This window comes from Paenibacillus sp. FSL R5-0908 (assembly GCF_038006245.1).
GTDB lineage: Bacteria > Bacillota > Bacilli > Paenibacillales > Paenibacillaceae > Paenibacillus_AQ > Paenibacillus_AQ odorifer.
The window spans coordinates 655,942-681,251 of the sequence record NZ_JBBOUV010000001.1; the positions used below are offsets into that span (position 1 = coordinate 655,942).

The 25,310-nt window shown below is 45.9% G+C and carries 21 protein-coding genes; 15 read left to right on the top strand and 6 right to left on the bottom strand.

Annotation, left to right across the window (positions count from 1 at the left end):
* The first annotated feature begins 15 nt into the window (after nt 1-15).
* From MKZ09_RS03045 to MKZ09_RS03070, 6 genes are all read left to right on the top strand, one after another.
* Complete coding sequence (locus tag MKZ09_RS03045; protein ID WP_076207458.1) at nt 16-870, top strand: ATP-binding cassette domain-containing protein; 855 nt, start codon at nt 16-18, stop codon at nt 868-870.
* A complete protein-coding gene (locus tag MKZ09_RS03050; RefSeq protein ID WP_076207455.1) occupies nt 861-1,763 on the top strand; it encodes an ATP-binding cassette domain-containing protein in 903 nt (300 codons plus the stop codon). The genes MKZ09_RS03045 and MKZ09_RS03050 overlap by 10 nt, the downstream gene beginning before the upstream one ends.
* A complete protein-coding gene (locus MKZ09_RS03055) occupies nt 1,756-2,547 on the top strand; it encodes an energy-coupling factor transporter transmembrane component T family protein (RefSeq protein WP_076138201.1) in 792 nt (263 codons plus the stop codon). Before MKZ09_RS03050 ends, MKZ09_RS03055 begins: the two co-directional genes overlap by 8 nt.
* A 43-nt stretch (nt 2,548-2,590) precedes the next feature.
* A complete protein-coding gene (locus MKZ09_RS03060) occupies nt 2,591-4,516 on the top strand; it encodes a peptidase U32 family protein (protein ID WP_076138203.1) in 1,926 nt (641 codons plus the stop codon).
* Nucleotides 4,517-4,613: 97 nt separating this feature from the next.
* Nucleotides 4,614-5,900 carry an aspartate aminotransferase family protein gene (locus MKZ09_RS03065; RefSeq protein ID WP_076207453.1) on the top strand — a complete coding sequence of 429 codons (1,287 nt, stop codon included), beginning with the start codon at nt 4,614-4,616 and terminating at the stop codon, nt 5,898-5,900.
* A gap of 38 nt (nt 5,901-5,938) precedes the next feature.
* Nucleotides 5,939-6,823: a UbiA-like polyprenyltransferase gene (locus MKZ09_RS03070; protein WP_036681005.1), complete on the top strand. Its 885-nt coding sequence runs from the start codon at nt 5,939-5,941 to the stop codon at nt 6,821-6,823.
* A gap of 550 nt (nt 6,824-7,373) precedes the next feature.
* On the opposite strand, the gene MKZ09_RS03075 is transcribed toward MKZ09_RS03070, so the two are convergent.
* From MKZ09_RS03075 to MKZ09_RS03090, 4 genes are all read right to left on the bottom strand, one after another.
* On the bottom strand, nt 7,374-8,354 hold the full coding sequence (locus tag MKZ09_RS03075) for a polyprenyl synthetase family protein (protein WP_076138208.1): 981 nt from the start codon (nt 8,352-8,354) through the stop codon (nt 7,374-7,376).
* Between the two features lie 16 nt (nt 8,355-8,370).
* Entirely contained in the window at nt 8,371-8,889 is a 519-nt protein-coding gene (locus tag MKZ09_RS03080) for a hypothetical protein (RefSeq protein ID WP_081389156.1), read from the bottom strand.
* A gap of 175 nt (nt 8,890-9,064) precedes the next feature.
* Nucleotides 9,065-10,945, bottom strand: coding sequence for an FAD-dependent oxidoreductase (locus tag MKZ09_RS03085; RefSeq protein WP_076124507.1), 1,881 nt, complete (start codon nt 10,943-10,945; stop codon nt 9,065-9,067).
* 48 nt (nt 10,946-10,993) lie between these two features.
* Nucleotides 10,994-11,887, bottom strand: coding sequence for an FMN-binding protein (locus MKZ09_RS03090; RefSeq protein WP_076124505.1), 894 nt, complete (start codon nt 11,885-11,887; stop codon nt 10,994-10,996).
* Between the two features lie 460 nt (nt 11,888-12,347).
* Here MKZ09_RS03090 and MKZ09_RS03095 point away from each other — a divergent pair, with 460 nt between their 5' ends.
* The 5 genes from MKZ09_RS03095 to MKZ09_RS03115 all read left to right on the top strand — a co-directional run bounded on the left by MKZ09_RS03095 (nt 12,348) and on the right by MKZ09_RS03115 (nt 16,662).
* Nucleotides 12,348-12,551 (top strand): CsbD family protein, encoded by a 204-nt coding sequence (locus MKZ09_RS03095; RefSeq protein WP_036682530.1) that lies wholly within the window; start codon nt 12,348-12,350, stop codon nt 12,549-12,551.
* A gap of 169 nt (nt 12,552-12,720) precedes the next feature.
* Nucleotides 12,721-14,133 (top strand): ATP-binding protein, encoded by a 1,413-nt coding sequence (locus tag MKZ09_RS03100; RefSeq protein WP_076207450.1) that lies wholly within the window; start codon nt 12,721-12,723, stop codon nt 14,131-14,133.
* A 95-nt stretch (nt 14,134-14,228) separates the two neighbouring features.
* Entirely contained in the window at nt 14,229-15,503 is a 1,275-nt protein-coding gene (locus MKZ09_RS03105) for an MFS transporter (RefSeq protein WP_076207448.1), read from the top strand.
* A 19-nt stretch (nt 15,504-15,522) separates the two neighbouring features.
* Nucleotides 15,523-16,188 carry an oxidoreductase gene (locus MKZ09_RS03110; RefSeq protein ID WP_076138212.1) on the top strand — a complete coding sequence of 222 codons (666 nt, stop codon included), beginning with the start codon at nt 15,523-15,525 and terminating at the stop codon, nt 16,186-16,188.
* A gap of 93 nt (nt 16,189-16,281) precedes the next feature.
* A complete protein-coding gene (locus tag MKZ09_RS03115; RefSeq protein WP_036682524.1) occupies nt 16,282-16,662 on the top strand; it encodes a RidA family protein in 381 nt (126 codons plus the stop codon).
* 94 nt (nt 16,663-16,756) lie between these two features.
* Here MKZ09_RS03115 and MKZ09_RS03120 read toward each other — a convergent pair whose 3' ends face one another.
* Nucleotides 16,757-17,524, bottom strand: a complete 768-nt coding sequence (locus MKZ09_RS03120; protein ID WP_076138216.1) for a TspO/MBR family protein — start codon at nt 17,522-17,524, stop codon at nt 16,757-16,759.
* Between the two features lie 462 nt (nt 17,525-17,986).
* Between MKZ09_RS03120 and MKZ09_RS03125 the strand changes: the two genes are divergently transcribed.
* From MKZ09_RS03125 to MKZ09_RS03135, 3 genes are all read left to right on the top strand, one after another.
* Nucleotides 17,987-21,073 (top strand): DEAD/DEAH box helicase, encoded by a 3,087-nt coding sequence (locus MKZ09_RS03125; protein ID WP_076207445.1) that lies wholly within the window; start codon nt 17,987-17,989, stop codon nt 21,071-21,073.
* Between the two features lie 33 nt (nt 21,074-21,106).
* Nucleotides 21,107-21,898 carry a hypothetical protein gene (locus MKZ09_RS03130; RefSeq protein ID WP_076207443.1) on the top strand — a complete coding sequence of 264 codons (792 nt, stop codon included), beginning with the start codon at nt 21,107-21,109 and terminating at the stop codon, nt 21,896-21,898.
* Nucleotides 21,899-22,039: 141 nt separating this feature from the next.
* Nucleotides 22,040-23,191, top strand: coding sequence for a WD40/YVTN/BNR-like repeat-containing protein (locus MKZ09_RS03135; protein ID WP_076207441.1), 1,152 nt, complete (start codon nt 22,040-22,042; stop codon nt 23,189-23,191).
* 365 nt (nt 23,192-23,556) lie between these two features.
* Here the strand turns inward: MKZ09_RS03135 and MKZ09_RS03140 are convergent, their stop codons facing one another.
* The gene (locus MKZ09_RS03140) at nt 23,557-24,246 is read right to left on the bottom strand and encodes a GTP pyrophosphokinase (protein WP_051491247.1); all 690 of its coding nucleotides are present in this window, start codon (nt 24,244-24,246) and stop codon (nt 23,557-23,559) included.
* Nucleotides 24,247-24,489: 243 nt separating this feature from the next.
* Between MKZ09_RS03140 and MKZ09_RS03145 the strand changes: the two genes are divergently transcribed.
* On the top strand, nt 24,490-25,281 hold the full coding sequence (locus tag MKZ09_RS03145) for a zinc ribbon domain-containing protein (RefSeq protein WP_076207439.1): 792 nt from the start codon (nt 24,490-24,492) through the stop codon (nt 25,279-25,281).
* Nucleotides 25,282-25,310: the final 29 nt, after the last annotated feature.

Genomic DNA, 25,310 nt, shown 5'->3' on the forward strand with positions numbered 1-25,310 from the left:
GGAAGGATGACTAACATGAATGAATCATACGAAGGTCAAGACTTAGAGGGAGAAGGACAAGCAGTCATCTCTCTGGATGGGGTATCGTTTGGCTATAATCCGGAGCATCCGATTCTTCAAAATATAACGTTATCTATCTCTCAAGGACAATGGGTCAGCTTGGTTGGTCCTAATGGCTGCGGGAAGTCTACGTTGGTCAAGCTGCTCAATGCTCTGCTGCCTAAGGGGGCTGGTGAGATTGTGGTTAGTGGCATGCTGCTTAGTGAGGAAACGATCGGCAGTATTCGGCAATGTATCGGAATGGTGTTCCAAAATCCGGATAATCAGTTTATTGGAGCCACTGTAGAGGAAGATATCCTATTCGGCCTGGAAGGGCTTTGTTTGCCGTACGAAGAGATGGCTGAACGTTTGCACTCCTATACGACGAGACTAGGAATAAATCATCTGTTGTCCAAGCATCCGGGTGAGCTGTCAGGAGGCCAAAAGCAGCGTGTTGCTATCGCTTCCATTCTTGCTATGGAACCAGGCATCGTCATTTTTGACGAGGCCTCTTCTATGTTGGATGAAGGAAGCAGAAATGACCTTCTCGGCATTCTGCAGGATATGCGGGCAGAAGGGAAGTACACGATCCTCATGATTACGCATGATGCAGATGAGATTTTGGCATCGGATCGGGTGCTTGCGCTGCATGGAGGTAGTTTGGCTGCAGATGTTACACCGGCGGAGTTGTTCCGGAACAAGGAGCTTCTGGAAAAATGCCATCTGCGTGAACCTTATCCTTGGCGCCTTGCACGCGAGCTGCAGAACCAGGGCATTCATGTGGATGTTCCGACCAGTGAAAAGGAGCTTATAGACACGTTATGGCCATAGAATTACAGCAAGTAAGTTACACCTACGCTGACCGAAGCCTCTGGAAGCTGACGGCGCTCCGGGACATTAATCTCAGTGTCCCCATTGGCTCGATGGTTGGTATTGCGGGGGCGACGGGCTCAGGTAAATCGACGCTGCTGCAATTGTTTAACGGGATACTGAAACCAACCGAGGGTATGGTAAAAGTGCTTGATGTAACCATTCAGGCTGGTGAGAAGTCACCTAAGCTAATGCCACTGCGCCGCCGAGTCGGATTGGTATTTCAATTTCCGGAGCAGCAGATGTTCGAGGATACGGTCGAGAAGGATCTCATTTTCGGTCCCCTTAACTTCGGTATGAGTCTCGAAGAGGCAAAGTCGCGTGCACGTCAGGCCATGTCAGATATGGGGCTGGATCTCGCGTTGCTAGAGCGGAATCCTTTTCAATTGAGCGGTGGACAAATGCGTAAGGCGGCTATCGCTTCCGTGCTAGCTATGGACCCTGAGGTCATCGTTCTGGATGAGCCCACGGCAACGCTTGATCCCATTAGCCGTGCAGAGCTAATCAGCTTGCTGGATCGATTATGTCGTGAGCAGGGCAGAACGATCATTATCGTTACGCATCGGATGGATGAGTTATTGCCCTATGCGGACAGCTGGGTTGTACTTAAAGAGGGCAGCACGGCGTTTCAGGGCAGTGTAAAGGCACTTGCAGATGATCCTTCGATTCTGGAACAGTGTGGTTTGACGGTTCCGCAGTCCCTTCGTTACTGGCGTGCAGTTGCTGATCATTTAGGTCTTGTGGATGAAGCCCCCCGCTTGACGGCTGAGAGTCTGGCAGAGCTTATAGCTTCGCTGCCAGCGGAATCCATAAGCACTGGTAAGCCCGATGGAAAGAGGGATGACCATGAATGAGAAACTGATCTTAGGTCGGAGTATTGAGACCGGTTCGTGGGTGCACAAGCTGGATGCTCGTGCCAAAATCACTGGCATGCTATTATACGTAGCTGTTATCCTGCTCTCACGTTCGTGGATGGCCATGGCTGTGCTGGCTATTTTTTCGATAGCCGTTATGGCTTCAACGAAGATTCCGCTTAAATACTTCCTGAAAGCAGCTAAGCCTTTACGTTATTTAATGTTGTTTATCTTTATTGTGCAGGTGGTGTCTGTAAAGACAGGGGAGGTAATGCTGACTCTTGGCTCCTGGTCTATCTATGAGGGAGGGCTAAGATTAGGGGCATTTTCGGTCATCCGCATGTTCTTTCTTATCACCTTTACAGCGCTTCTGACCTTCACAACAACGCCGGGGAAGCTGAATCAAGGGCTGGAGGGAATCTTGACACCCTTCAAAAAGCTTGGCTTATCCCCTGACCGTATCACGCTGATGATCAGCATTTCACTTCGTTTCATTCCTACGATTCTAGATGAATCGCAGATCATAATGAAAGCGCAGGCCTCAAGGGGAGCCGATCTAAAAGAGCTGCCTTTGAAGGAAAAGGGACGGATGTTAGTCTCCCTGCTGGTCCCGATTATCGCCAGTGCCTTTAGGCGTGCTCAGGATCTGGTGTATTCCATGGAAGCCCGCGGTTTTCGCATGGATGCTCCCCGCAGTCGGTATCACCGCCTAAGGTGGGGCAAATTCGATACTGTTTTTATTGGGATGTTTGTAGTCATGGGAATTGCAGTAGCTTTGTTATAATACGCATTCCCTATTAGTAGTATCAACTTGGGAGGGAACTTGAATGGCACGTTATTTTAACGGTAGAGAAGTTGAATTACTCGCACCCGCAGGAACGTTTGAGATTTTCAAGGAAGTGATCCAATCACGGTGTGATGCAGTTTATTTTGGTGGACCTGTATTGAATATGAGAATGATGCGCAAAGGTTATAATCTTACTCATGAAGAGATCGTAGAGGCACTTGATATCGCACACCGTCTAGACAAAAAAGTGTATATCACTGTGAATAATCTTTTTAGTGAAGAAGATGTGGAAGAAGCTAGAGAATACCTGCGTTTCCTTGATGGTGCTCGGCCAGATGCCTTGATTGTTCAGGATATGGCAGTGTTGGAGCTTATTCGGGAGATGGAGCTTAACCTTCCTATTCACTCTTCCGTAATGATGAATGTTCACAACCTGGAGATGATCTATGCGCTGCGTGATCTGGGTGTAACTCGTGTAGTTACCTCGAGGGAAATGGACCTGCAGACAGCTAAGCTGCTTGGTCAGCGGAGTGGTATGGAGCTTGAATATTTTATTCACGGGGATATGTGCTCTGTGCATGGTGCAAATTGTTACTTCAGTTCCCATGTTTTTGGTATGAGCAGCAACCGGGGAAAATGTATGAAGCCTTGCCGCTGGGATTATCGGGTTAAAAAAGACGGATATGTATATCCTGCTGAATATCCACTGGCTGTCAAAGATATGTTTATGTATGAGCATCTTCCGGAATTGATTGAATCAGGCATTACTTCCTTCAAAATAGAAGGCCGTATGCGTGATAAGGATTTTATGGTGATGCTGGCGAATAGCTACGGCGAAGCCATTGACCGATATATCGATGATCCGATTGGTTTTGATCGTACGGTTGATACTAAAGAGCTGTACAACAACCGCAAGCGTGACTTTTCGACAGCTTATGCTTTTGGTAAACCAGGGTTAGCTAACATTAACCGTCGTTATGAAGGTACGGGCAAATTCTATAGCACTGGAAAAGTATTTAGCACCCCAACCGCAGAACGTGAGCTATCTGAAAAACGTGTAGAGGAATTGCGGGAACGTTTGGCGCAAGAAAAGAAACCAAAGACAACAAAAGCGAAGCTGGCTGTACGTGTGAATAATATGGAACAGGCGCGCGTAGTATTGGAGCTGGGTGTGGATAGTTTATACTTGCCGGGCGATGTATTTGAACCGGACAGACCTTTTACAAAACGTGATATTAAGGAACTTGGTGAGCTAAAAGGCGATAGCAAAATCTATTTAGGGTTGCCACGCATGATGACCGAGCTGCATTTCGATCAATATGATCAATTGCTTGGTGGAGAACGCTTGCCGATCGACGGTATAATCGTTACTAATTTGGGAGCGATTCGCAGATACAGCTCTACAGGTTATCCGTTAATTGGAGATGGTAGTTTAAATGTCTACAATCATCTTTCCGCCCAATTATATGCAAAATTAGGTTTGACTCAGCTTTCGGTTTCACCGGAAATGACGCTGGAGCACTTTGCTACCTTTGCCTCGCGTTGTGACACGCCTTTGGAAGTTGTTGTACATGGTACACCTGCACTAATGTATATGGAGCACGATCTTTATGAGAATACTGAAGTAATGGAGCCTATCGCTGAAGAGGATAATCAATATGTGCACAATAATGTATTGGTTCTAAAAACAGACAAAGGTGAAAATCCGGTATATCGTGATCAGCACGGCCGTTGCCATCTTTTGTTTGCGAAAGAGCTCTGCTATTTACCGTTGCTTGGTGAGATGATTGATCTAGGCATATCTAGTTTCCGTATTGAAGGAGCGACATATAGTGCTCAGCAGTTGCGTGAAATTATAATATCTTATCAACAAGCTATGAATCGTAATGAAGTGAAAGATGATATGCTAGGTGGTCTTGAGCCCATTTATGCGGGTTATACTCTAGGTTCGCTGCAATTTAACTAATTCTATTTTTTGGGGGAAAATACCGTCTGCTAGTAAGAAGAATGCACAGTACTCTATGAATAAGTTACTATTTTCACAAGAAGAGAGGGAATCAATCATGGAACAACAAGAATTCATCGGAAGAGAAGCCGTAGCGGCAAAGCGTAAGCAATATTTCTATCCGTGTACACAGCATTTTTACCGCGATGCGCCTCAGCTTGTGCGAGGTTCGATGCAGTTTGTGTATGATGAAAATGGCAAACAATATACAGATTTCTTCGCAGGTGTATCTGTAGTCGCCTGTGGGCACTGCAATCCAGCCATAACTGGACGTACGATTGAGCAACTGCAGCAGCTGCAGCATACGTCTACGATCTATTTAACTCAGCCAAATGTGGATTTGGCTGAACGTCTGGAAGAGGTTATGCCAGGCGGTCTACGCCGAACCTTTTTCGTGAACAGCGGCTCAGAGGCTAATGAAGGCGCACTGCTGCTTGCCCGGATGTATACAGGACGCAAAGGGTTCATTGCACTGGAGAGTGGTTTACACGGCCGTACCAATCTAACTATGAGTGTGACAGGTCTGCCGATGTGGCGTACCGATAAATACTTGGATCATGACGTTGAGTTTATTCCTCGCCCATATCATCCAGAACTATCTCTGGAGGAAGCCGCTGCACTATCCCTGGAATCTCTGGAGCGAGTGCTTGAGGAGAAGGGGAATAGTATCGCCGCAATGATCGTAGAGCCAATCCAAGGCAATGGTGGTATGATTATGCCAACGCCAACCTATTTCAGCGAGGTCAAAATGTTGCTGGAGAGATACGGCGTACTTCTGATCGCTGATGAAATTCAAACTGGATTTGGTCGTACAGGCAAAATATTTGCTATGGAGCATTTTGACGTAGTGCCCGATATTATAAGTATGGCCAAGGCACTGGGGAATGGAATTCCGGTGGCAGCCTTTGCGACAACGGATGAAATTGCCCTCGCGCTGAACCGTCCGTCGGCTTCCACCTTTGGAGGAAATCCGGTATCTGCTGCAACGGCGCTGGCTGTGCTTGATTATATTCGCGATGAACGGCTTCCTGAACGCTCAGTGCTGCTCGGAGAACGATTGAAGGCAGGGCTAAAGACCCTTCAAGACATCTATCCTTCGCTTATTGTGGATGTACGGGGAATTGGGCTTATGTTGGGAGCGGAGCTTGCTGGTGAGGATGCTGAAGGCTCTGCGGCGCTTACAGATCAAGTGCTGGAAGCGATGAAAGACAGAGGATACCTGATCGGTAAAAATGGCATAGGACGCAACGTACTAGCCTTTCAACCGCCGATGATTATTACGGAAGAGGATATCGACGGGCTGCTTAACAACCTGAAGGAAGTCCTTGCGGAGCTTAATGACTAATACAATGAATTTCAAGTAGCGAAGAAAGAGGAAAACGAATGGCTATTCTAAACATTTTTAAAACTGCAGGCCTAAAGCTTAAAATGTTCAGTGAACTGGTGATGTTCTCTCATACGCTTTTTTCGCTGCCGTTTGCCATTATCTCGATGGTGTGGGCCGCTGGGGGCTGGCCATCAGGGCATGTGATGATCTGGGGTCTGATTGCATTGATCGGTGCCCGTAATGGCGCTAATGCATTCAATCGGCTGGCAGACCGTACGTTTGATGAACAGAATCCTCGTACGGCACATCGGCATTTGCCACAACGGTTATTGGCAGAAAAAGAAGTGGTTGTCTTTGTTATTGTCAATTATGCCATCTTTATTGTGGCTTCAGGCATGCTGAACTTGCTCTGCCTGCTCTTATCGCCGGTAGCAATCGTGTTAATATCGACTTATTCTTATACAAAACGTTTTACCTTTCTCAGCCATTTATATTTAGGCTTTGTTATTGCTTCCGCACCGATTGGTGCATGGTTTGCCGTAACCGGAAATATCGCATTTACACCGTTTGTGATCGGGACGGTAGTTATGCTCTGGATTGCCGGATTTGATATTATCTACGGCACTCAGGACATTGAATTTGACCGGCGGCATGGGTTATGGTCTATTCCGAGCTTCTTTGGATTAGAGAATGCGCTGCGTATCGCCAAAGGTCTACATTTCATTATGATTATGCTGCTATTATTTCTATACGTATGGCAGGATCTCGGCTGGATGTATTTAGTTGGGATTGGCATCGCTACATTGCTACTGATGACCGAGCATAAGATTATAAAACCCTCGAATCGTAAGCTGATGAAGGTGGCTTCTTATAATCTAAATCAGGTGATCAGCATAGTGATATTATTGTGCACGCTGATTGATTTTTTCTATGTTAGTTAGGGAGCTGGCTGAGCATTGGCGCATTGCCCTCAACTAACAACAAAAGACAATAGCCTACCCAAAAGGGGTAAGCAAGGGAATTGGAGAGCTGGCTACGCTAGCTTTCCTTTTTTGTGTTGACTCGGTCCCGGCTCTGTAAGGGGGAAGCCAGGAGTTGAATGCAAAGATTAGGGAAAACCTCCCTAATCTTATTGAGTTTTTTATCTTTTGACTCTGGTTTAGGGAATTTGTCCCTGAAATATAGCTAGTTACTCTTAAAAGCATGCTAAAGTGGACGATATTAGGGAGGAATTCCCTAATATCGTGGTTTTCGAACGATTATTAACTAATTTTAGGGAGGTTTTACCTAATTATATCCGATGGAGTAGAATGACTAGACTAGCTCATGTGCGCTACGCTGTGTTTGCGTGTTTAGCTTGTCCTGTTGAAGCGGAAAAATAGCAGTTGAATTTGCGACAAGATCAATAAAATGATGTGTCTAAATCAAAAAAAACGGATACCCCCAAGTGAATGGGAGGTATCCGTTTTTATTTGTATTAGAACGTACGCTTTAGCGATCACGGTCCGCAAAATATTGCAGCAACGTTTCCAGATCAGCATGCGCCGGGTAGGAGGAGAGCTGCTGCACAATAGCTGCAGCTTTATCCAGATAGTTCTGGCTGACCCTTTCAGCGCGAGCGAGGGCATCGCTATTGTTAATTAGGGTGAGCACATATGCTACCTCGGCGTCGGAAGAATCCGGGCCGATTGCACGGATCACAGGCGAGAGCTTAGGGTCCTGCAAGGCGTACAGCACTGGCAGGGTGACCTGACCATGTCGCAGGTCGCTACCGGCAGGTTTGCCTAGGACATCGGCGGACTGTGTGAAATCTAGCAAGTCATCTTGTATCTGAAAGGACATCCCTAAGGCTTCTCCAAAATTATAAAGGAGATTGGCAACTTCTTCGGTGCTTTCAGTGGACAATGCACCAACCCGTAAGCAGGTTGCCATAAGAAGAGCGGTTTTGTTTAAGGATTTCTCCAAATACTGATCCATTGTAATTTCATAATCAAAAGCATGTTCCATTTGCTGATATTCACCTAGACACAGCTGAGCGGTGGCTACAGAGGATAAGTCATGAACGTATCTGTTTTTATCTCCTGTATATTTGCTCAGCAGCTCGATGACCCGAGCGGACATGTAATTACCAACATGTACTGCTGACAATGTACCCGTCTTAATATGTAAGGCGGGTACGCCCCGCCGTAACTCTGAACGGTCAATGATATCATCATGAATTAATGAGGCGGCATGAATAAATTCAGCAGCAGCAGCTAATTGAAGCGCTCTGCGACCGGTATCCTTACGGCCAAACCGACTGCCAACAATGACCATGAGGGGACGAAGGCGTTTACCACCGGAATTTATAAGCTCTAGAACACTTTGCGCGAGCTGAGATTTCTTAGGTACATCTTTATCACGCGCCACAAGGTTTACGATTTCGCGGTTGATTTCATTTATGTCTATATTTAAGGCCTCATGCAGCTTCATTTATGGATCCCACCTGTCAAATGGCTTTGCTTGTGCGACTACGCTGTCTGCACTCTTGAATCAAGAACTCTTCGATTCCAGTAGCTGGATCATGTTCCGCGAAGTCTCCATTTGACCGTCTAATCTGCATTTTTTTGATCGAAGGAGCTAGATAAGCAACTAAGTCGAGCTCACGGCATTTCACCGCAAACTGCAGGTAAAAGCTATACAAATAATCTCCATCCAAAATGTTGCGTGTAAGGTCGGGATGATGTGGGATACATTCCATATGGCGCTCTGCTGCCAAAGTGAGAATAGTGTAAATACCCAGCAAATTGACTTTGCGGCTGTATTCCAGATCATGGCGTTCCAGTACCGAGATTAGCTGTTCACATGCAGCCGGAGAGGGCTGAAGCTCAATTCCGGCAATAGGTGACATTTCAGTATGCAACAACCGGAGGGTATCTTCTATGAGTTGTTTGTTCACAAGATTCTCTCCTTCTTGTCGGTTTTGCCGGAAGAAACCATACCCGATCATCCCTACAAAACCATTCATTCAAGAAAAAACCACCATTTCCTAGGATTAGGAAGGTTATTTTCTTCTTGTAAATAAGGAGAGTAATGTGTCCTAGGGACACATTACTCTGAAGTATATCCATATTTAACCCTAATAAAATACAATTTGCACATATGTTCTATATGATAAATTACACAAATTCAGGGTTTTATTATCAGTCGGTGTATAGATACCATCGTCTGACGAGCGGAATTCTCTTCCACTGTTTCTTAAGCCAAGGAAGTACATAGTAGTCTAGACCAAGTGTGCTTCCCGATCCGCCGATGCAGGCAATACCAGCAGCAACGTACCATAACATTTCTGTCGAGGCCATTTTGGTTGACCAAATCATGACCGACATGCCTACGGTCGCTATAGAAGCAAGTGCTGTGAAGAGACCAACGATGAGCATAATACCGAAGACGATTTCTGCACATACCATACCGATTTGGAACCATTTCGCGAGGAAAGTATAACTTCCGTCGTTGTTGTAGAACATCAAATCCATGAACCAGTTTGTAATGTTGTATACGAAGTTAGGTACAGGCAACGCTTCAACTGCTTCTTTTGCAGTGGATACTGCTGAAGCTGCAGATTGTGCATCTACGGTGTCTTTAACTGCATCTACTGCAACACTGGCTGCTGATGAAGCATCCGTTGCAAAAGGAGCAGCTGGAATCAAGAAAATCTTATCTGGATCTTTCCAAATCTTTTGGATCTTCTCAATACCTTCGTATAACCACATACCACCAAGTAGAACACGAAGTGGAACGAGCCAGAAATTAGGTGAACGTTTGGAGAAGTGACCACCCAAGAAGCTCTTGCGGTTCTCAACATGGAAGAATTCATGCATCATATATGTCCATACTTTATTGAATCCGACAACCTGAGACAGGTAGAACATATTAATAAAGTGTTTAGATAGCATTGCCATGAATCCGGTAAGCATAAAGAACTTACCTGGCAGACCAACGTTTGCTACACCGTAGCGGCTACCAATGGAGACCATTGTACCGTGGAAACCTGGTTTGTAAGCTTTTTTAGCAGTGTTCTGAATGTCGGCGGCAATGTTGCCAGCAACAATCGGAGCGGCTTGTTCAGCGTTCTCAACCATTTGTGGTACAGGACGAGTTTCACCTTCAGGAATGTAGAAAATGTTGTCCCCTACTACGTAGACGTTCTTATGATCTACACTTTCCAGGTTCTCATTCGTAACAATCCGTTTGCGGCCTTGTTGTTGAACTTCAAGTCCACCAACGATTTCGGAGCCTTCAACACCAGCAGTCCAAACAATTGTTTGCGAATCGACGACGTTTTTCTCACCAAGGGCAACACTACCATTGCCTACTTCGGTGATTTTAGCGCCAGTAACGATTTCCACGTTCAGCTTACGAAGGCGAGCTTCAGCTTTTTGAATCAGCTTATCTGGAAGGATAGGCAGAATCTTCGGAGCCATATCAGCCACAATCAGTCTTACTTCGGATGGGTCGATAAAGAACTCCTTGCATAATTCCTCGCGTTGTTCAGCCATTTCACCAACCAGCTCGACACCAGTAAAGCCGGCACCGATAATAACGAAGGTCAGCATAGCACGGCGTACAGCTGGATTTTTCTCCATAGCCGCTTTGGTATACATATCGCGGATTTGGCGTTTCAATGCTACCGCATCATCGTAAGACCAGAAGGAGAAGGTGTTTTCTTCTGCGCCTGGAATGCCGAAGAAGGTTGGTTTGCTACCTGTGCCGATTACAAGGTAATCGTAAGCGTAGGTAGCTTTATCGGACTTAAGTTTTCTGCTTTTGAAATCGATATTGCTGATCTCATCAAGAACAACATCTACTTTAAGGCCCGCAAAAATTTTCTTAAGATCGATCTTGATTGAATCCTCTGGAGCACGGTTCGCGGCAACCTCATGCAGCTCAGTCAATAGAGTGTGATATGGATTCCGGTCGATCAGTGTAATTTCAACATCTTTGTTTTTCTTAAATTTCTTTGCCAGTTTCTTAGCCGTGAGTACGCCGCCGTAGCCGCCGCCCAAAATGACTATTTTCTTCAAGAGAAATTCACCTCATTCGTCTGATTAGCTGCAGAAGGTCCTGCGAAATTATTTCGCGCCTTCGAGTGCTTTTTCTGCAAGTGTAAAATATTCACCAACATGAATACTCACGCCGGAAATTGCATCAGTTTTGCCTTCAGCATCAAGCGTTGGAGCAGTACCTTTGTTTTCAAGGAAGTATTTTTCAGCCAAAGCGATTTCTTCATGCCATTCAGCAGAAGCGCCGCCAGCTTTCATACCATATTTACCATCAACGGAGAATTGCTTCTTGTCATCGCCAGCAGCATTCAAACCACTGAACTTAACAGCTACAACATTACCGTTAGCAACAGTCAGGTCAACAGTGGATTTCCAACCGGATTCAGCGTCCATTTCGCCTTCAGCATGGTAGCCTCCGTCTTTATATTGACCAGCTTCTACTGGACCAGCAGCAAGAGCAGCTTGAGCAGCTTTTACAAAGTCAGATACGTGTACGGACACACCAGAGATGGCATCAGTTTTCCCCTCAGCATCAAAAGTTATAGCTGCTGGATCTTGTTTTTCGATCAGGAATTCTTCAGCTTTAGCTGCTTGCTCGTGCCATTCAGAAGAAGCACCGCCAGCTTTCATACCATATTTACCATCTTCAGAAACTTTTTTCTTCAGGTCGCCTGCAGTGTTAACGTTAAAGGCATCCCAGTCAGCTTTAGTGATCTTTCCACCTTCTACAGTTAAGAGTGCGAAATATTGCCAGCCAGTTTTAGCATCAACGTCAGCAGTACCGTAGTAAACTCCGTCTTTGTACTGTCCAGCTTCAGTTCCAGCGTTACCGGAATTTGTTGCAGGAGCAGTTGTTTCAGCTGGTGCGTTAGTAGGGGCTGCGGCGTTGTCTGTGTTGTTACCACAACCTGCGAGCAATCCAAGGATAAGTGCGCTCGACAAGATAACAGAAGCTTTTTTCATTTCAAATGACCTCCAAAAATATAGTTTAAAATATATATATTAAAATGTAAAACATTTTAATAGTCGAGCGAAGTGATAAAAATCACTTTATAAATGATATTTGTCACTTTAATCTCATACCTTATTACCCGTTTGTAACAGTATCATGACTTATATCGGCATACATTAGGAAAAAATTTAATGATGTTGTTTTATCTCCGATGGCATTCTAGCACATGGACTAGGAAAACAATTGTGAAATAAATCACTTAAAAAATTAAATATTTAATTTATATCTGGATTATATCAAATTTTAAAAGATTTGAATACATAAATTAAAAAATATATGTGACAGAATATGACTTAATTTGCTAATGCCATGAATGGTGGAAAGATTCATAGCGAATGGGGAAGGGTAAGTAAAGGTAACACGGGATAACGATCCTACCCTAATTAATTCAGCTAAGGAGATGAGCTTATAATGGACAACAATGTATTTAAAGGAAAATGGAAACAGCTCAAAGGCGAGGCCAAGAAGCAATGGGGCAAGCTTACAGATGATGATCTTGACGTAATTGATGGTGAAAAGGATAAATTAGTAGGTAAACTACAAGAACGTTATGGACACACGAAAGAAGACGCGGAGAAAGAGTACCAAACCTGGGGACGTTCCTACCGCGATTAATTCGTTACTAAAGACGTTTATAATAATATTCCAGAAGAAGAGCGCAAATCGCATCTGATTTGCGCTCTTCTTCTGCGTCTGTGGACGGTTAGTTATCGAATAGGGCTTTAGTATGGTAGTATTATGAGATGAAAGTTGTAATTTATTTTGCCAAGGTGGGAGTGAATCTATGGGTTATCTTAAAATATTTTTTGGAAACACCGCGATGCTAATAGCTGTAGCCTATTTGGCTAATCTTATATATAAAAGCACCATTTCAAATGCAAGTGTAAGAATAAAGAAAGTAAGCTGGGTATTACTGGCCATCTTTGCCGGGTGGATTAGTACTCTTTTTGGGTATAGGCTGGATGAGCATGTGATTTTTGATTTACGTTTTGTGCCACTTATTATTTCAACGCTGGCTTATCCGCATCCTTTTATTCTTGTTTTGATTGGTATAGGAACAGGCCTTACACGGTTAACTTTTGGAGTAAATGAGGCAGCAATGGCCGGTACAATTAATTTGTCCATTCTAGGATTTGTTTGTGCTGCGCTTAGCTACTGGGTCAGACGATCTAGCTTATGTATAGTGAACAAAGGTTTGATCGTGATTCTAGTCGTAAATGTAATGAATGCAATCAACATTATGGTGTTTGGTGTGATTCCCGCCCCAGAGTACATAAGAGAGATTATGCCGATTACTTTCCCTGCGGGGTTGATTCTAAGTGTTCTATTCTCCTTAATTATTCGTGACTTTCAATTAGGACTCTTACGGAATGTGCAGATTCAGCGTGCTAATGAACAACTGTCCGCCCAGACGGAGGAGCTGCATAAGAATAAGATCGCGCTTGAAGAACGTGCCGATCAGTTAATGATGGCTTCGCAATTTAAATCCGAATTTCTGGCCAATATGTCTCATGAGCTTCGAACACCACTGAATAGCATCATTAATTTATCGCAATTCATTGAAGACAATGATAATTCTCTTACGGAAGCAGAAATGAGTGAGTATGCGGCCATTATCCGCCGTTCCGGTGAAGAATTATTGATGATAATTGGCGATATATTAGATCTTTCCAAAGTGGAAGCAGGTCGATTGGATATCATAAATGAAGATTTAAGTGTTATTGAGATCCCAGAGATCCTGGCTATGCAATTCGCTGTCACGGCTAAACAAAAGGAACTGGAATTTACTATTGCTATGGAAGAAAATATCCCGCAAATGATTCATTCCGATCCACAGCGGATTCAGCAGATCCTGCGTAATTTGCTCTCTAATGCTTTTAAATTTACAAAGTCTGGCCATGTCGCACTCCGTATTCGTCAAGAGGAACGTGGGGAAAGAGCTATTGTGAAGCATTGGATTGTATTTGATGTAGAAGATAGTGGGATAGGTATTGCACCAGAGAAGCATGCGATGATCTTTGAAGCCTTCCAACAGGCGGATAGAACAATTAGTCGAAAATATGGCGGAACCGGATTAGGACTTTCAATTAGTAATGATTTGGCCAGACTGCTCGGAGGGTTCATTACTTTAGAAAGTAAGGAGGGGAAAGGGAGTCGTTTTTCACTTTATTTACCCCTCGAATTCATAGAAGAGTAAGCTCCAATATTATTTGTTAATTTGGCGTATTGACAGTAGATTGATGCGGAGTAGAATGAAGCAAATGCCGCATCAAAGGAGTGTTACCCCTCTCTATGAACAACATGGAAACTAAGCACACAGTTACTAGTTCAAAGCGTGTCCGTAAAACCTCAGTACATCGCAGAAATTTGCACATTGCTACCTGGGAAGGTGTGCCATCGACCATTTTCCAGGTCCTGCTACAAGGGCAGTTTCTAACAGGATTCTTACTATATTTAGGAGCCACTTCAAGTCAAATTGGATTTGTGCTAGCGCTTACCACTTTGGTTAACGTGATGCAGATCGGGGTAGCTTTTTTGATCCAGAAGCTGCCAAGCCGCAAATGGGCTATGGTTACTTTTATCGGCCTGCATAGGATACTTTGGAGTTCTACGGGGCTAATTCCGTTTATTTTTCCTAAAGAGTATTGGGTCATGGCTTTTATAGCCTTATATACTACTGCTTTTATTGCCAATACGGCGGGTGGTGTGCTGTGGAGCTCTGTGATCAGCGATCTTGTTCCAGCACGTGTGCGTGGACGTTATTTTGGGATTCGTAATACGTTCCTGAATGCACTTGGTAGTCTGGTGATGTATGGTGGGGGTATCGTATTGGATCGTTATCCCGGGAGCCATGGCTTTCTGATTCTTTATATTGTTGTGTGGATCTTCGCGATCTCTAACGTCGTTGTATTCTTTTTTTATCCCGACGTGCCTTTCGAGAAATCGGAAGAACATAAATTTTTGCCGATGTTTAAGAAACCGCTTAAAGATACTTTATTTATGAAGTCTACTTTGTTTCTGGCCGCCTGGTTGCTGCTGCAGAATTTAACTGTTCCGCTATACTCGTATGTCATGTTGCAGTTACTTCATATAAATTATGAAACGTTATCGCTGCTTAATGTGTCCCAGACTCTTTTTATGATGGCTAGTTTCTACGTTTGGGGCAATCTAAATGCAAAATATAGCAATAAACGTCTTTTGTTCTTTACGTTGCCGATTATTGCCTTATCCTCGTTGATGTGGGGGCTCTTATCTGTGTTGCCGATGCTGTTGGTGTTGTTTGCCGCTCATATTGTTTTTGGTGTAGGTGTAGGCGGTTTCAACCAGCTGGCCTTTAATTTTATTATTGGGGACACGCCGAAAAAAGAACGGCCTATGTATATGGCGACCTATGCGGCGCTTACGGGTTTATCATCCTTTTTTGGCCCGCTTATTGGGGGACAGTTGTATGAAAAAATTGCCCATTGGCCGCAATGGACCCAAGTCTACGGTATGCAGTTGGTAGTGGGAACGCTTATGATCGCTCTTGCCTTCCTGCTGGGCCGTCGTATTCTAAAGGACGAATAGAAGTAAAGGGGACTATTCCATGTTAAGGATTGCGTTGGTATTAGGAGCTACTGGGTTAGTAGGGAAAGCGGTTACGGAGGAATTGCTGAATCGTGAAGGATGGGGTGAGGTGAGAGTGCTTGTACGGACTCCATTAGCTTTAGAACATCCTAAGCTTAAGCAAATCGTTGTGGATTGGGAGAACCTGGCGGAGTATAGCGATTCGTTCGAAGGCGTTCATTCCATCTTCTGTTGCCTCGGGACTACGATCAAGAAGGCAGGTTCACAAGAAAAGTTCGAACGTGTCGATCTGGATTATCCGCTTGCAGCTGCTGCTATTGCGAGAGATCACGGTGTTAAACAGTTTTTGGTTGTTTCATCCATGGGGGCAGATGCCAAATCGCGCAATTTCTACAGTCGGACTAAGGGTAGAGCAGAGGAAGCGTTAAGCAAAATCGGTTTTCAAGGGCTGCATTTGTTTCGGCCATCCTTGCTGCTGGGTCATCGTGAGGAATTCAGACTGGGAGAACGCTTCGCGGCTAGATTGATGAAAGCGCTGGAGTTTGTAATGGTTGGCAAAGCAGCTAAATATCGTGCCATTCCTGGTGTAACTGTGGCGAGAGCTATGGTTAACATTGCCTCTGCTGACACGCATGGTTTGCATATCTACACGAATGAAGTAATACATGTGATTGGAAAACGTTAAGTTTTTCGGGCTGCTAATAAATTTGCATTACGGTGAGAACAGGACTTACAATGGACAATAAATGATCAGCGTTTAATGGAGAGGGGTAACAAGATGAGTAAAAAACAAGTAGCTACTACAAAAGCACCAGGAGCCATTGGTCCTTATAGTCAAGCCATTACTACCGGTAGTTGGGTATACACTTCAGGACAACTGGGCCTTAATCCAGAGACAGGGAATTTGGCTGAAGGCGTTCAGGAACAAGCTCGTCAAGCACTTAGCAATGTACAAGCTATTCTTGAGGAAGCTGGTGCATCACTGGATCATGTAGTGAAGACCACCGTATTCCTAAAAGATATGAATGATTTTGCAGCAGTTAACGAGGTTTACAGCACTTTCTTTAAAGAACCTTATCCTGCCCGCAGTGCCATTGAGGTTGCTCGTCTGCCCAAAGACGGACTGGTTGAGATCGAAGCGGTAGCCCGTAAGAAATAAATATGATTTCGCACTTCTAGATTATTCTACAAAAAAGGCAGGTTAAGGAGGATCACCTTCTTAGCCTGCCTTTTTATATTATCGAGCGGACGGATCAGTATCTGCTGTATCTTCTGCGGCGTGGTGTGAGCAATAGCCAAATGCTGTAGAGCAGCAGAAGACCTGCCGTTATTGTGCCAGTTACAAAGACTGCATTAGCCTCTCTATGTTCCAGGGCGATCGCGATGAAAGCCCATACGAAGACCAGAGGATAGATGCTGTCTCGGTTAGGATAGCTGACTAACACCGCAAGCAGTGTCCCCACGCAGAGCATGATCACAGCCCAGGTTATCCCGCTAAGTCCAAACCCATCCCAATGATTTTTCTCCAGAACAACGCTAACATTCACGATAGTCGCCACAGAGATCCAGCCAAGGTATATACTAAAGGGTAGCTTGATCAGCCATTTCTCGCCTGAAGTAGGATTTGCGATCTGGCGCGTTCGTTGATAGATAACAATGATGGAAATTAACATTAACACCATGGCAATCAAAGAAAGCTCGATGTATAGATACTGCCAGAGGAAAAGCCAGCTCATATTAAAAACACAGCTCAGGATAAACCAGAACGAAATAGCTCGTACAGAATCCCTAGAGCTTGTATAGGAGCGGAATTGATAAATAACGAAACCGGCTAACAAGAGATAAATCAGTGACCAAATGGAGAAGGCGTAGCCAGCAGGAGTCATGTAAGTCTTGTATTTGTCAGAGATTTCTCCTGTACTGTTTCCGCCCAAAGGCAAAGTTACCGCCAGCACATTTACGATAATTACACCCACAAAGAATACGAGGTTCCACCATTTATAAGGATTATAACGTCTCAAATAATTCACTCCCTAGCTTTTTAATAGGGTGTTGCTTATTTAGAATATACCCCTTTTTGGCCTAATTAAGACTATAAAAAGAAAAAAAGTGACTAGTGAGTCATAACATTCTTGGATAGCAGGGCAGTAGTGCGGGGTATTTTAAATGAATCAAATTACTGGGTGTTTCTATATCCTTCAACTTTATTTCATAAAAATCTACAGAAAATATGCAGAAATGTTTTTAAATCAGCGCTTTTTCGTATAAGATGAAGAGATGAAGATTCAAGAAAATATAAGTTTTGTCCTAGTTCTTTATCCTTATATTTACCGCAGGAGCGCATTCCCTCTCTAAAAGAGGAAGAAGCGGTTTCTACTTGTATAGCTTCAAAATTTATTTCTCGCGGAAAAGGTTGCAGTTACCCTTCCTGATGGTGGGGGGCTGGTTCTTTTTTTGCTTGCTTAAAAGACAGGAGATCACCGATGACTAAGCATCTGTATGCAATATGGTTAGGGGACGTTTTATTTTGCTTCTCTGGCGAAACTTCGGAGCCGAAGGTTGACGCTTGGACTCGCGTAGTGAAGCGGATGGAGCTACAGGGAGGAGTGCGTCCTTTTGCAACTGCTGCTCTGCGTCTGGCAGAAGTGAAATATCCGGCTCCCCCTGTAGAGGGGAAGCCTGCCCGGCGCGGATTGCCCGGACGAACGTTCGAAGGGCTCGCCTTGGTTCCTAGCGATGCATTTCAACTGCTTCTGGCATGGGATGAGACGTTATGCCGAGATCAGGGAGTGGAGCCAGGTGGCGAACTGCGTTACTGGGCAGCAGCGGCACGTTTTGCGCTGGAGCTGATGGGTACAGGCGGAATTACCCCGGGAGCTTTGCCACCACGCCCTGTGGGCTCACGTCGCCGCGGCGGCGAACAGGCGGCGACGGTCTGCTGGTCGCCAGCTTTCCGAAAGCAGGAGGACAAAGAGATCTTTCTGCAGCTGGCAGCATCCATGCCTGTTCTTGCACTAGGAACGCATATCGCAGAGGCGGGGGATTTATCCTCTCGTGATGAGGCTGGAGCATATGTGCTTTACTCCTTTATGCAGGCTGTAATGACTGCTGAGATAAAAAAAGTAATTGCGGGCATTGAAAGTGAGTTAACCCCTTATAAAGCGAGTTATCGCCGGGGGTATTCCCCTTTAACTGAACTGTGGTGGAATAGCCTTCTCACGGGAAGCCGAGATATACCCGTGCAAGGAACTCCGGCAGAGGTGACAGACCTATTAGTCACTGTGAACGAGACCGCTGGCAGCGATGTGCCACATTCAGAGCCAGAGGAAGCACGGAGCGGGCAGCTGGGTCTTGGGTTACGGCTGGAGCCGCCAGAAGACAATAATGAAGTGTGGCGGTTAACCTTCTGGGCGGAGAACAAGGAAGAAGGGGAATTCTGGTTTCCCGCCAAATCGATCTGGAGCAGTAAGGAACGAGAGTTTACGTTATGGGGGAAACGCTATCGGAATATCCAGCAGCAGCTGCTTATAGCGCTGGGCCGGGCTGCGAAGATATCGCCGGATATTCAGCGTGCTCTTGCTAAGCCTGCACCTACGGGGGCAGATTTGGAACCGGAGCGTCTTTATTTCTTTTTGAAGGAGACGGTGCAGCAGCTGCGCGATCGGGGAATAACGGTGCAGATGCCTTCGCGCTGGAGCCGTGAGGGACGCCGCCGCATTGGCATGAAGATGAAAATGCAGCCGGGCGTGAATGGGGGCGATAGTCCTGCGCCCGCGGCTCTGGGTATGGAAGAACTGATCTCGTTCCGTATTGAGGCCTCGCTTGGAGATAGTACGATTAGTGAGGAAGAATTAAATGCATTAGTAGAAGCTGGTGTACCTTTTGTACGTTTCCGCGGGGAATGGATTGAGATAGATCCTAAAGAAATCCGCCAGGTTCTTAGATATATGAAACGCCATGAAAACGGAGAAATGACTGCCGCGGATTGGATGCGCCTAGAAGCCGAGGATGGTGAAGATCGGCTTTGGAAAGGAATGTCCGTCACTGGGATGGAGACATCGGGGCTGTTGGCATCGCTTATGCGCGGAGATGTATTACGTAATCTTCCGGTGCGTCCTGTACCTGAGGGTCTGCATGGAACTTTAAGACCTTATCAGGAGCGGGGTTATCAGTGGCTGGCCGAGCTCAGTGGTCTGGGTTTTGGGGTGTGTCTCGCCGATGATATGGGTCTAGGTAAAACGGTGCAGGTTATCACCTGCCTGCTGGACCGGGCGTTAAGTGCTCCCCCTGAAGAGAAGCAGGAGCCTGTGCTGATTCTCTGCCCAACATCGCTTCTTGGCAACTGGCAGCGGGAGCTGCAGCGCTTTGCACCTTCGCTTAATGTACACATACATCATGGTGGACGCCGTGTTCGGGGAGATAGCTTTTTAGAACTGGCAACCAGTCATGATATCGTACTGACGACCTATCACTTGGCAGGGCGTGACAGCGAGGATTTAGCCAATGTCCAGTGGTCAACAGTAGTGCTGGATGAAGCTCAATATATTAAAAATCACCGGACGAAGCAGGCACAGAGTGTGATGAAGTTATCGGCGCCGCATCGCATAGCTATGACAGGTACTCCGGTAGAGAACAGACTTGGTGAGTTATGGTCTATTTTCCACTTTTTAAACCCGGGCTATTTAGGAACCTATCATTCTTTCCGGCAGCGTTATGTGTCTGGTGAGGGTGGGGAACGCCTGCGGGAGCTGCATCGCTTGGTATCTCCCTTCCTGTTGCGGCGTCTGAAGAGTGATCCGGATATTTCTAAGGATTTACCGGAGAAGCTGGAGCTGAAGTCTTATTGTCCACTGACCGAGACCCAAGCTGCCCTGTATCAGGGTGTCGTGGATGAAATGCTCGGCGTGATCGGGGAGAGTAGCGGTATGGCCCGCCGTGGACTGGTGTTATCCTCTCTGACGAAGCTGAAGCAGATTTGCGATCATCCTCAGCTATTCCGGAAAGAAGAAGGTCGGAGTCCGCGTAATGAACATTCCGGTAAAATGGAGGTTATGTTCGAGGTGCTGGACAGTATTGCTGAAGTTGGCGAATCTGCGTTGATCTTTACTCAATACGTAGCGATGGGTGAGCTGCTGGTGAGCAAGCTTACTAAACGTTATGGTACATCGCCGTTGTTCCTTCATGGAGGGATTCCAAAGCGGGAGCGGGACGAGATGGTGCATGATTTTCAGGAGGGCAAGGGTCCATCCTTCTTCGTGTTATCTCTTAAAGCGGGCGGAGTAGGATTGAACCTAACCCGGGCCAATCATGTTATTCATTACGATCGCTGGTGGAATCCGGCAGTGGAGAATCAGGCGACAGACCGGGCTTTCCGAATTGGGCAGGATAAGAACGTACAAGTTCATAAGCTGATTTGCCAAGGAACGCTGGAGGAACGTATTGACGAATTAATTGAGCGGAAGAAAAGCCTTTCAGAGCAGGTTGTTGGTTCTGGTGAAACATGGTTGACCGAGATGTCTAATCATGAACTGAAGGAGCTTATTGAACTGCAGGATCAGGATTGGATGTAAGGAAAGACATGAGCAATACGGAGGGATCGAACAATGAGTGAACTGTTAGAGATGCGGCTGGAAGTTGTGCCTGGATTAGTAAAAGCAGCATGGACGGCTTCGCCCGGGAAAGTGACGGGAGGGTCGCGGGCAAAAGGTGAATGGAATGTCGGTACTTCTGCTGTTCCTCAGGGACAAAGACCGGAGCAACCTCTCTCTCTGAAGGTTCCAGTCTGGCATGCTGCCCGTAGAAAAGAAATATTGCGGCGTCTGGCGCTAAGTCCGGATGAGGTATTTGCTTTGCTGCAAGGGAGATTGACGGGTGGGCTGGCGGAACTGGAGCTTCTGCCTACAGATACAGAGCTGGAGCAAGCCCTCTTTGAGGGGGAAGGATTAGAGAACCAGACGGAGACTCTACAGCTTATAAAAGAACGACTTGCTGAAGAGCCGCTGCTGGCGCTTTCTCTGAGAGGATTTACTAAGGGAGAACTCCTGGATGGAATATTTGCCCTTTGGGCTGAAAGTGATATAGCTGCTGATGATTCTGAGGCAGAGGCAGCCCCAGTTAGTGAGCTTGCAACGGAATTAGCACGGCTAGAGCGCAAGGGCCCCGCAATTTCTTCTGGGGAATGGCTTGCAGAAGCGGCTGCTGAAGGTTCGCTTCACCAGCCGGGACCGCAGTTCCATGAGATTACGGCTAGGCCATTTCCTTCATCGCCGGTAGTAGCAGCGGTAACGGAAGACTGGGGAGCTTTGCTGCCTCAGACACCTAAGGCACTAGAAGGCTTAACTTTGATTATGAATCGAGTAGCAGAAGCTGCTGCCCGTCGAGCAAGTAAGGCGTAATTAAACAGCAGTGGAGTTTAGAGAAGCCGCATCCTATCTGAGGAGGCGGCTTCTTCTTTGTGTAAAGCTTCTGTAACCTTTTACTATTAAACTCTGTCTATGATTATAGAATAGAAGGAAATGGAAAAAGGAGGATTTCATTTGAGACTATATGCCGTTTTTGCCCCGATAATCATTGCTGGGTTATTTCTGCAATCCTACATGGTAAACGATAATCTTGGTTTAGATTCTAGTATGGGGACAAATACCGCTGAGCTGAAGACGGATATGAATTCTTTGCAGGGGTATCCTGCTAAATTTAGCATGAATGACATAAGGCATGGGTGGGGAATAGACGAGACTGGATTATGGACTACGAACGATGGAGGAAGTAGTTGGTACCATCCGGACAGCAATATCGTTCCTATTCCACAAGAAACAGGCATCTTTGCCGCAGCAAGCTTTTTCCTGAATGCCACAAATGGCTGGATTATAAGTAGTCATGGTATGGGGCAACCTGTCCTGATCTATCATACCTCTGATCAGGGCCAGACCTGGAAGGAGACAAAACTTCCCGTCACGGAGGATTGGGAGCAAGGATACAGTGGCGGATTTATTCATTTTATCGATGTGAATAACGGGTATGTGCTGCTGGATTCAGAACCTGGTCTCGGGATGATGGAGAAATCCTTGTATCGCACGGCTGATGGCGGGAACAGCTGGAAGCGAATCGGAAATCTAACGGGGAGTATTAAAGCCTATCCAACAGGGATAACCTTTCAGGATTCCCAGAATGGCTGGATCACCTCCAGCAACCATGGGCAAGAATACATTTTAACGTTCAGAACTACGGATGGCGGGAAGAGCTGGAAGCCGGAGCAATTAAAGAAGCCAGCTGCTCTGGCAGCCTTTACTTACAGTAATAGTTATCCGCCTAAATTCTCAGGCAAAGACAATATGAAAGGCATCCTGCCCCTGGAGATTGTTGACGATGGGATTAGAAGTATGGTGTTTTACACAAGTGATAACGGAGGCAGGACATGGAAGCTTGGCCCTCAATTGCTCGGTACTGAGGCAGCGAGAACAACATGGCTGAACGCTCGTGAAGGTTGGGCTTTGCAGGAGGGCGGCAAACTGATGGGGACTGTCAACGGGGGTGTAAGCTGGAGGTTGATTGCGACATCACAGCTATTCGCGAAGGCAGAAAACATTCAGTTTGTTACGCCGAAAAACGGCTGGCTGGCGGGTCCAGGATTTCTACAGACCACTACAGATGGCGGCGTTACATGGAAGCCTTTGGTTAGTAAGCCTTGAGGCTGAATACAGCGGAATGCCGGAGTCATGATTAGCCGTTGGTTGCGGCTTAGGGACTCAGGAGGCGTTATTCACACATTTATCGCCTATCCAGCAAGTTTTCGGACTCCAGTGCAGCTATTTTATATAGTAGGGTGCAGATCCGGTGTTTTTTATGCCGTTAGCGACTTTGGGGTCCGATAGTATGCAAAATGGAGGATTATTTTGCGAATAAGATCGGCTGGATCCGATAGCACCTAGCTTCGGCGGTGAAGGGTAACGATCAACCGGCCTAATCGATTAAAAAGAAGGGGGTGTCCCAGCAGCCATTGTCATGGCTTATGAGACATCCCCTTAATTTTTGAGAAATGTAGAAATATGAAAGCTTAAACCTGCCCGCCGGCAGGGGATTCCCCTTCTGCAAGTTCCAGAATCTCGCGGCGCAGGCGCAGCATTTTTTGATCCAGTTCATCGGCGGCGCGTGCGGCATCCTTCAATTCCTCCGCAACATGCGAAGGAAGCTGTTTATCGAATTTATAATACAGAATATGTTCCATACTTGCCCAGAAGTCCATAGCTAGGGTTCGCAGCTGTATTTCGGCTTTGACCCAGCGTGTTCCTTCCAGCAGGACGAGCGGAATGGCGACGATAAGATGCAGGCTTTGATACCCATTCGGCTTGGGATGGGCTATATAATCTTTGATCTCCAATACGCGAATGTCTTCGCGTGTGCTGAGGTGATCAACCAGACGGTAAATATCTTTAACAAAAGCACATACAATCCGCATACCTGCAATATCATGAATGTGCTGCTCCATATTTTCCAAGTTGAACTCGAAACCTTTGCGCTCCATCTTTTGAAGGATGCTCTTGGGTTCTTTAATTCGGCATTTAACATGCTCGATGGGACTGAAGCCGTCACGGACCTGCCATTCCGTTTTGATCACATCGATTTTATTCTCAAGATCATTTAGTGCATGGCGATAGAGTGCTGGCAGAGACTTGAACTCATTGATAAGATTTGTGAAATCCTCGTTATCCTGCCAATGTTGCAGATCCTTAACGTGTACCTGCATCTGTTTTAGCGTAAGCTGTGTGCTGTCATGTTCTTCCACTGAAACTCTCCCAATTTCGTTATTTGTGATTAATTCTATTTTAACCGATGTAGAACCCCTGACGCAAAATAACGTCTGAAATCAGGGAAAATAAGAATTTATAGGAACATTCTCCGCTAAATCGCGTATTAAAGCACATTAATGAATCTGTTCGATACATTTGGTATGATAGAAACACGTATCGCTGGAGAGGGAGGAACTGTAATGAGTTTTATGAAACGAATCAAAGATAGTGCGAGCCGGGTTACCGAAAAAGCACAAAGCTCTGTTGAGATCGGCAAGCTGAACGGGCTTATTTCCGATATTGAACGTGAGATGGAAGTGGAATTCACGAAAATGGGCAGGCTTTTTTATGAAGGGTATCGCTCTAAGGATATGTCTGTAGCTGAAGGCAAAATGGTAGAACTGGCACGGACCTGTTCCAAGCTTCAGGAAAAAATTGAAGTCCAACGCGCAAGAATTGCTGAACTGAAAAATGAACGGTTATGTTCTTGCGGCAATGTTGTGGCGCTCGATGCAAACTTTTGTCCAAAGTGTGGAAGTAAGCTGGAGGAGCTAACCACTTCAAGAAAGATTCCGTCACCGCCGGTATTCGTCAAAACTGTGGATGAGGACGAAGAGGATGAGGATCAATACTATGGTGCGGATGAGCTAACGGATGAAGAGAAGGAGATTGCAATGAAGCTTCATCCGCAAAATGTGGTGTATTCTGAGATCCTGCCTTCTGAGGATGATGAGCTGCCATTAGAGGAGTATGCGGTGAACGAACATGACATTGAACGGGATCGCAGACATGCTGATCAGCTGGAACGGGAAAGACAAAGACAGCTTGAGCTGGATCGTCGCATCCGCGATTGGAATGCGAATGAACATCAGGAGGAGTCCGCAGTCACCCAGGACAGTGGTGTTCGTGATATGATTAAGTGTCAAATCTGTCGGAATGAATTGCCAAAGGGCTCCTTATGGTGCCCGCGTTGTGGATCGGAGCAAATATAGTACAGATATCAGTCAGCTTAGGGCTTAGG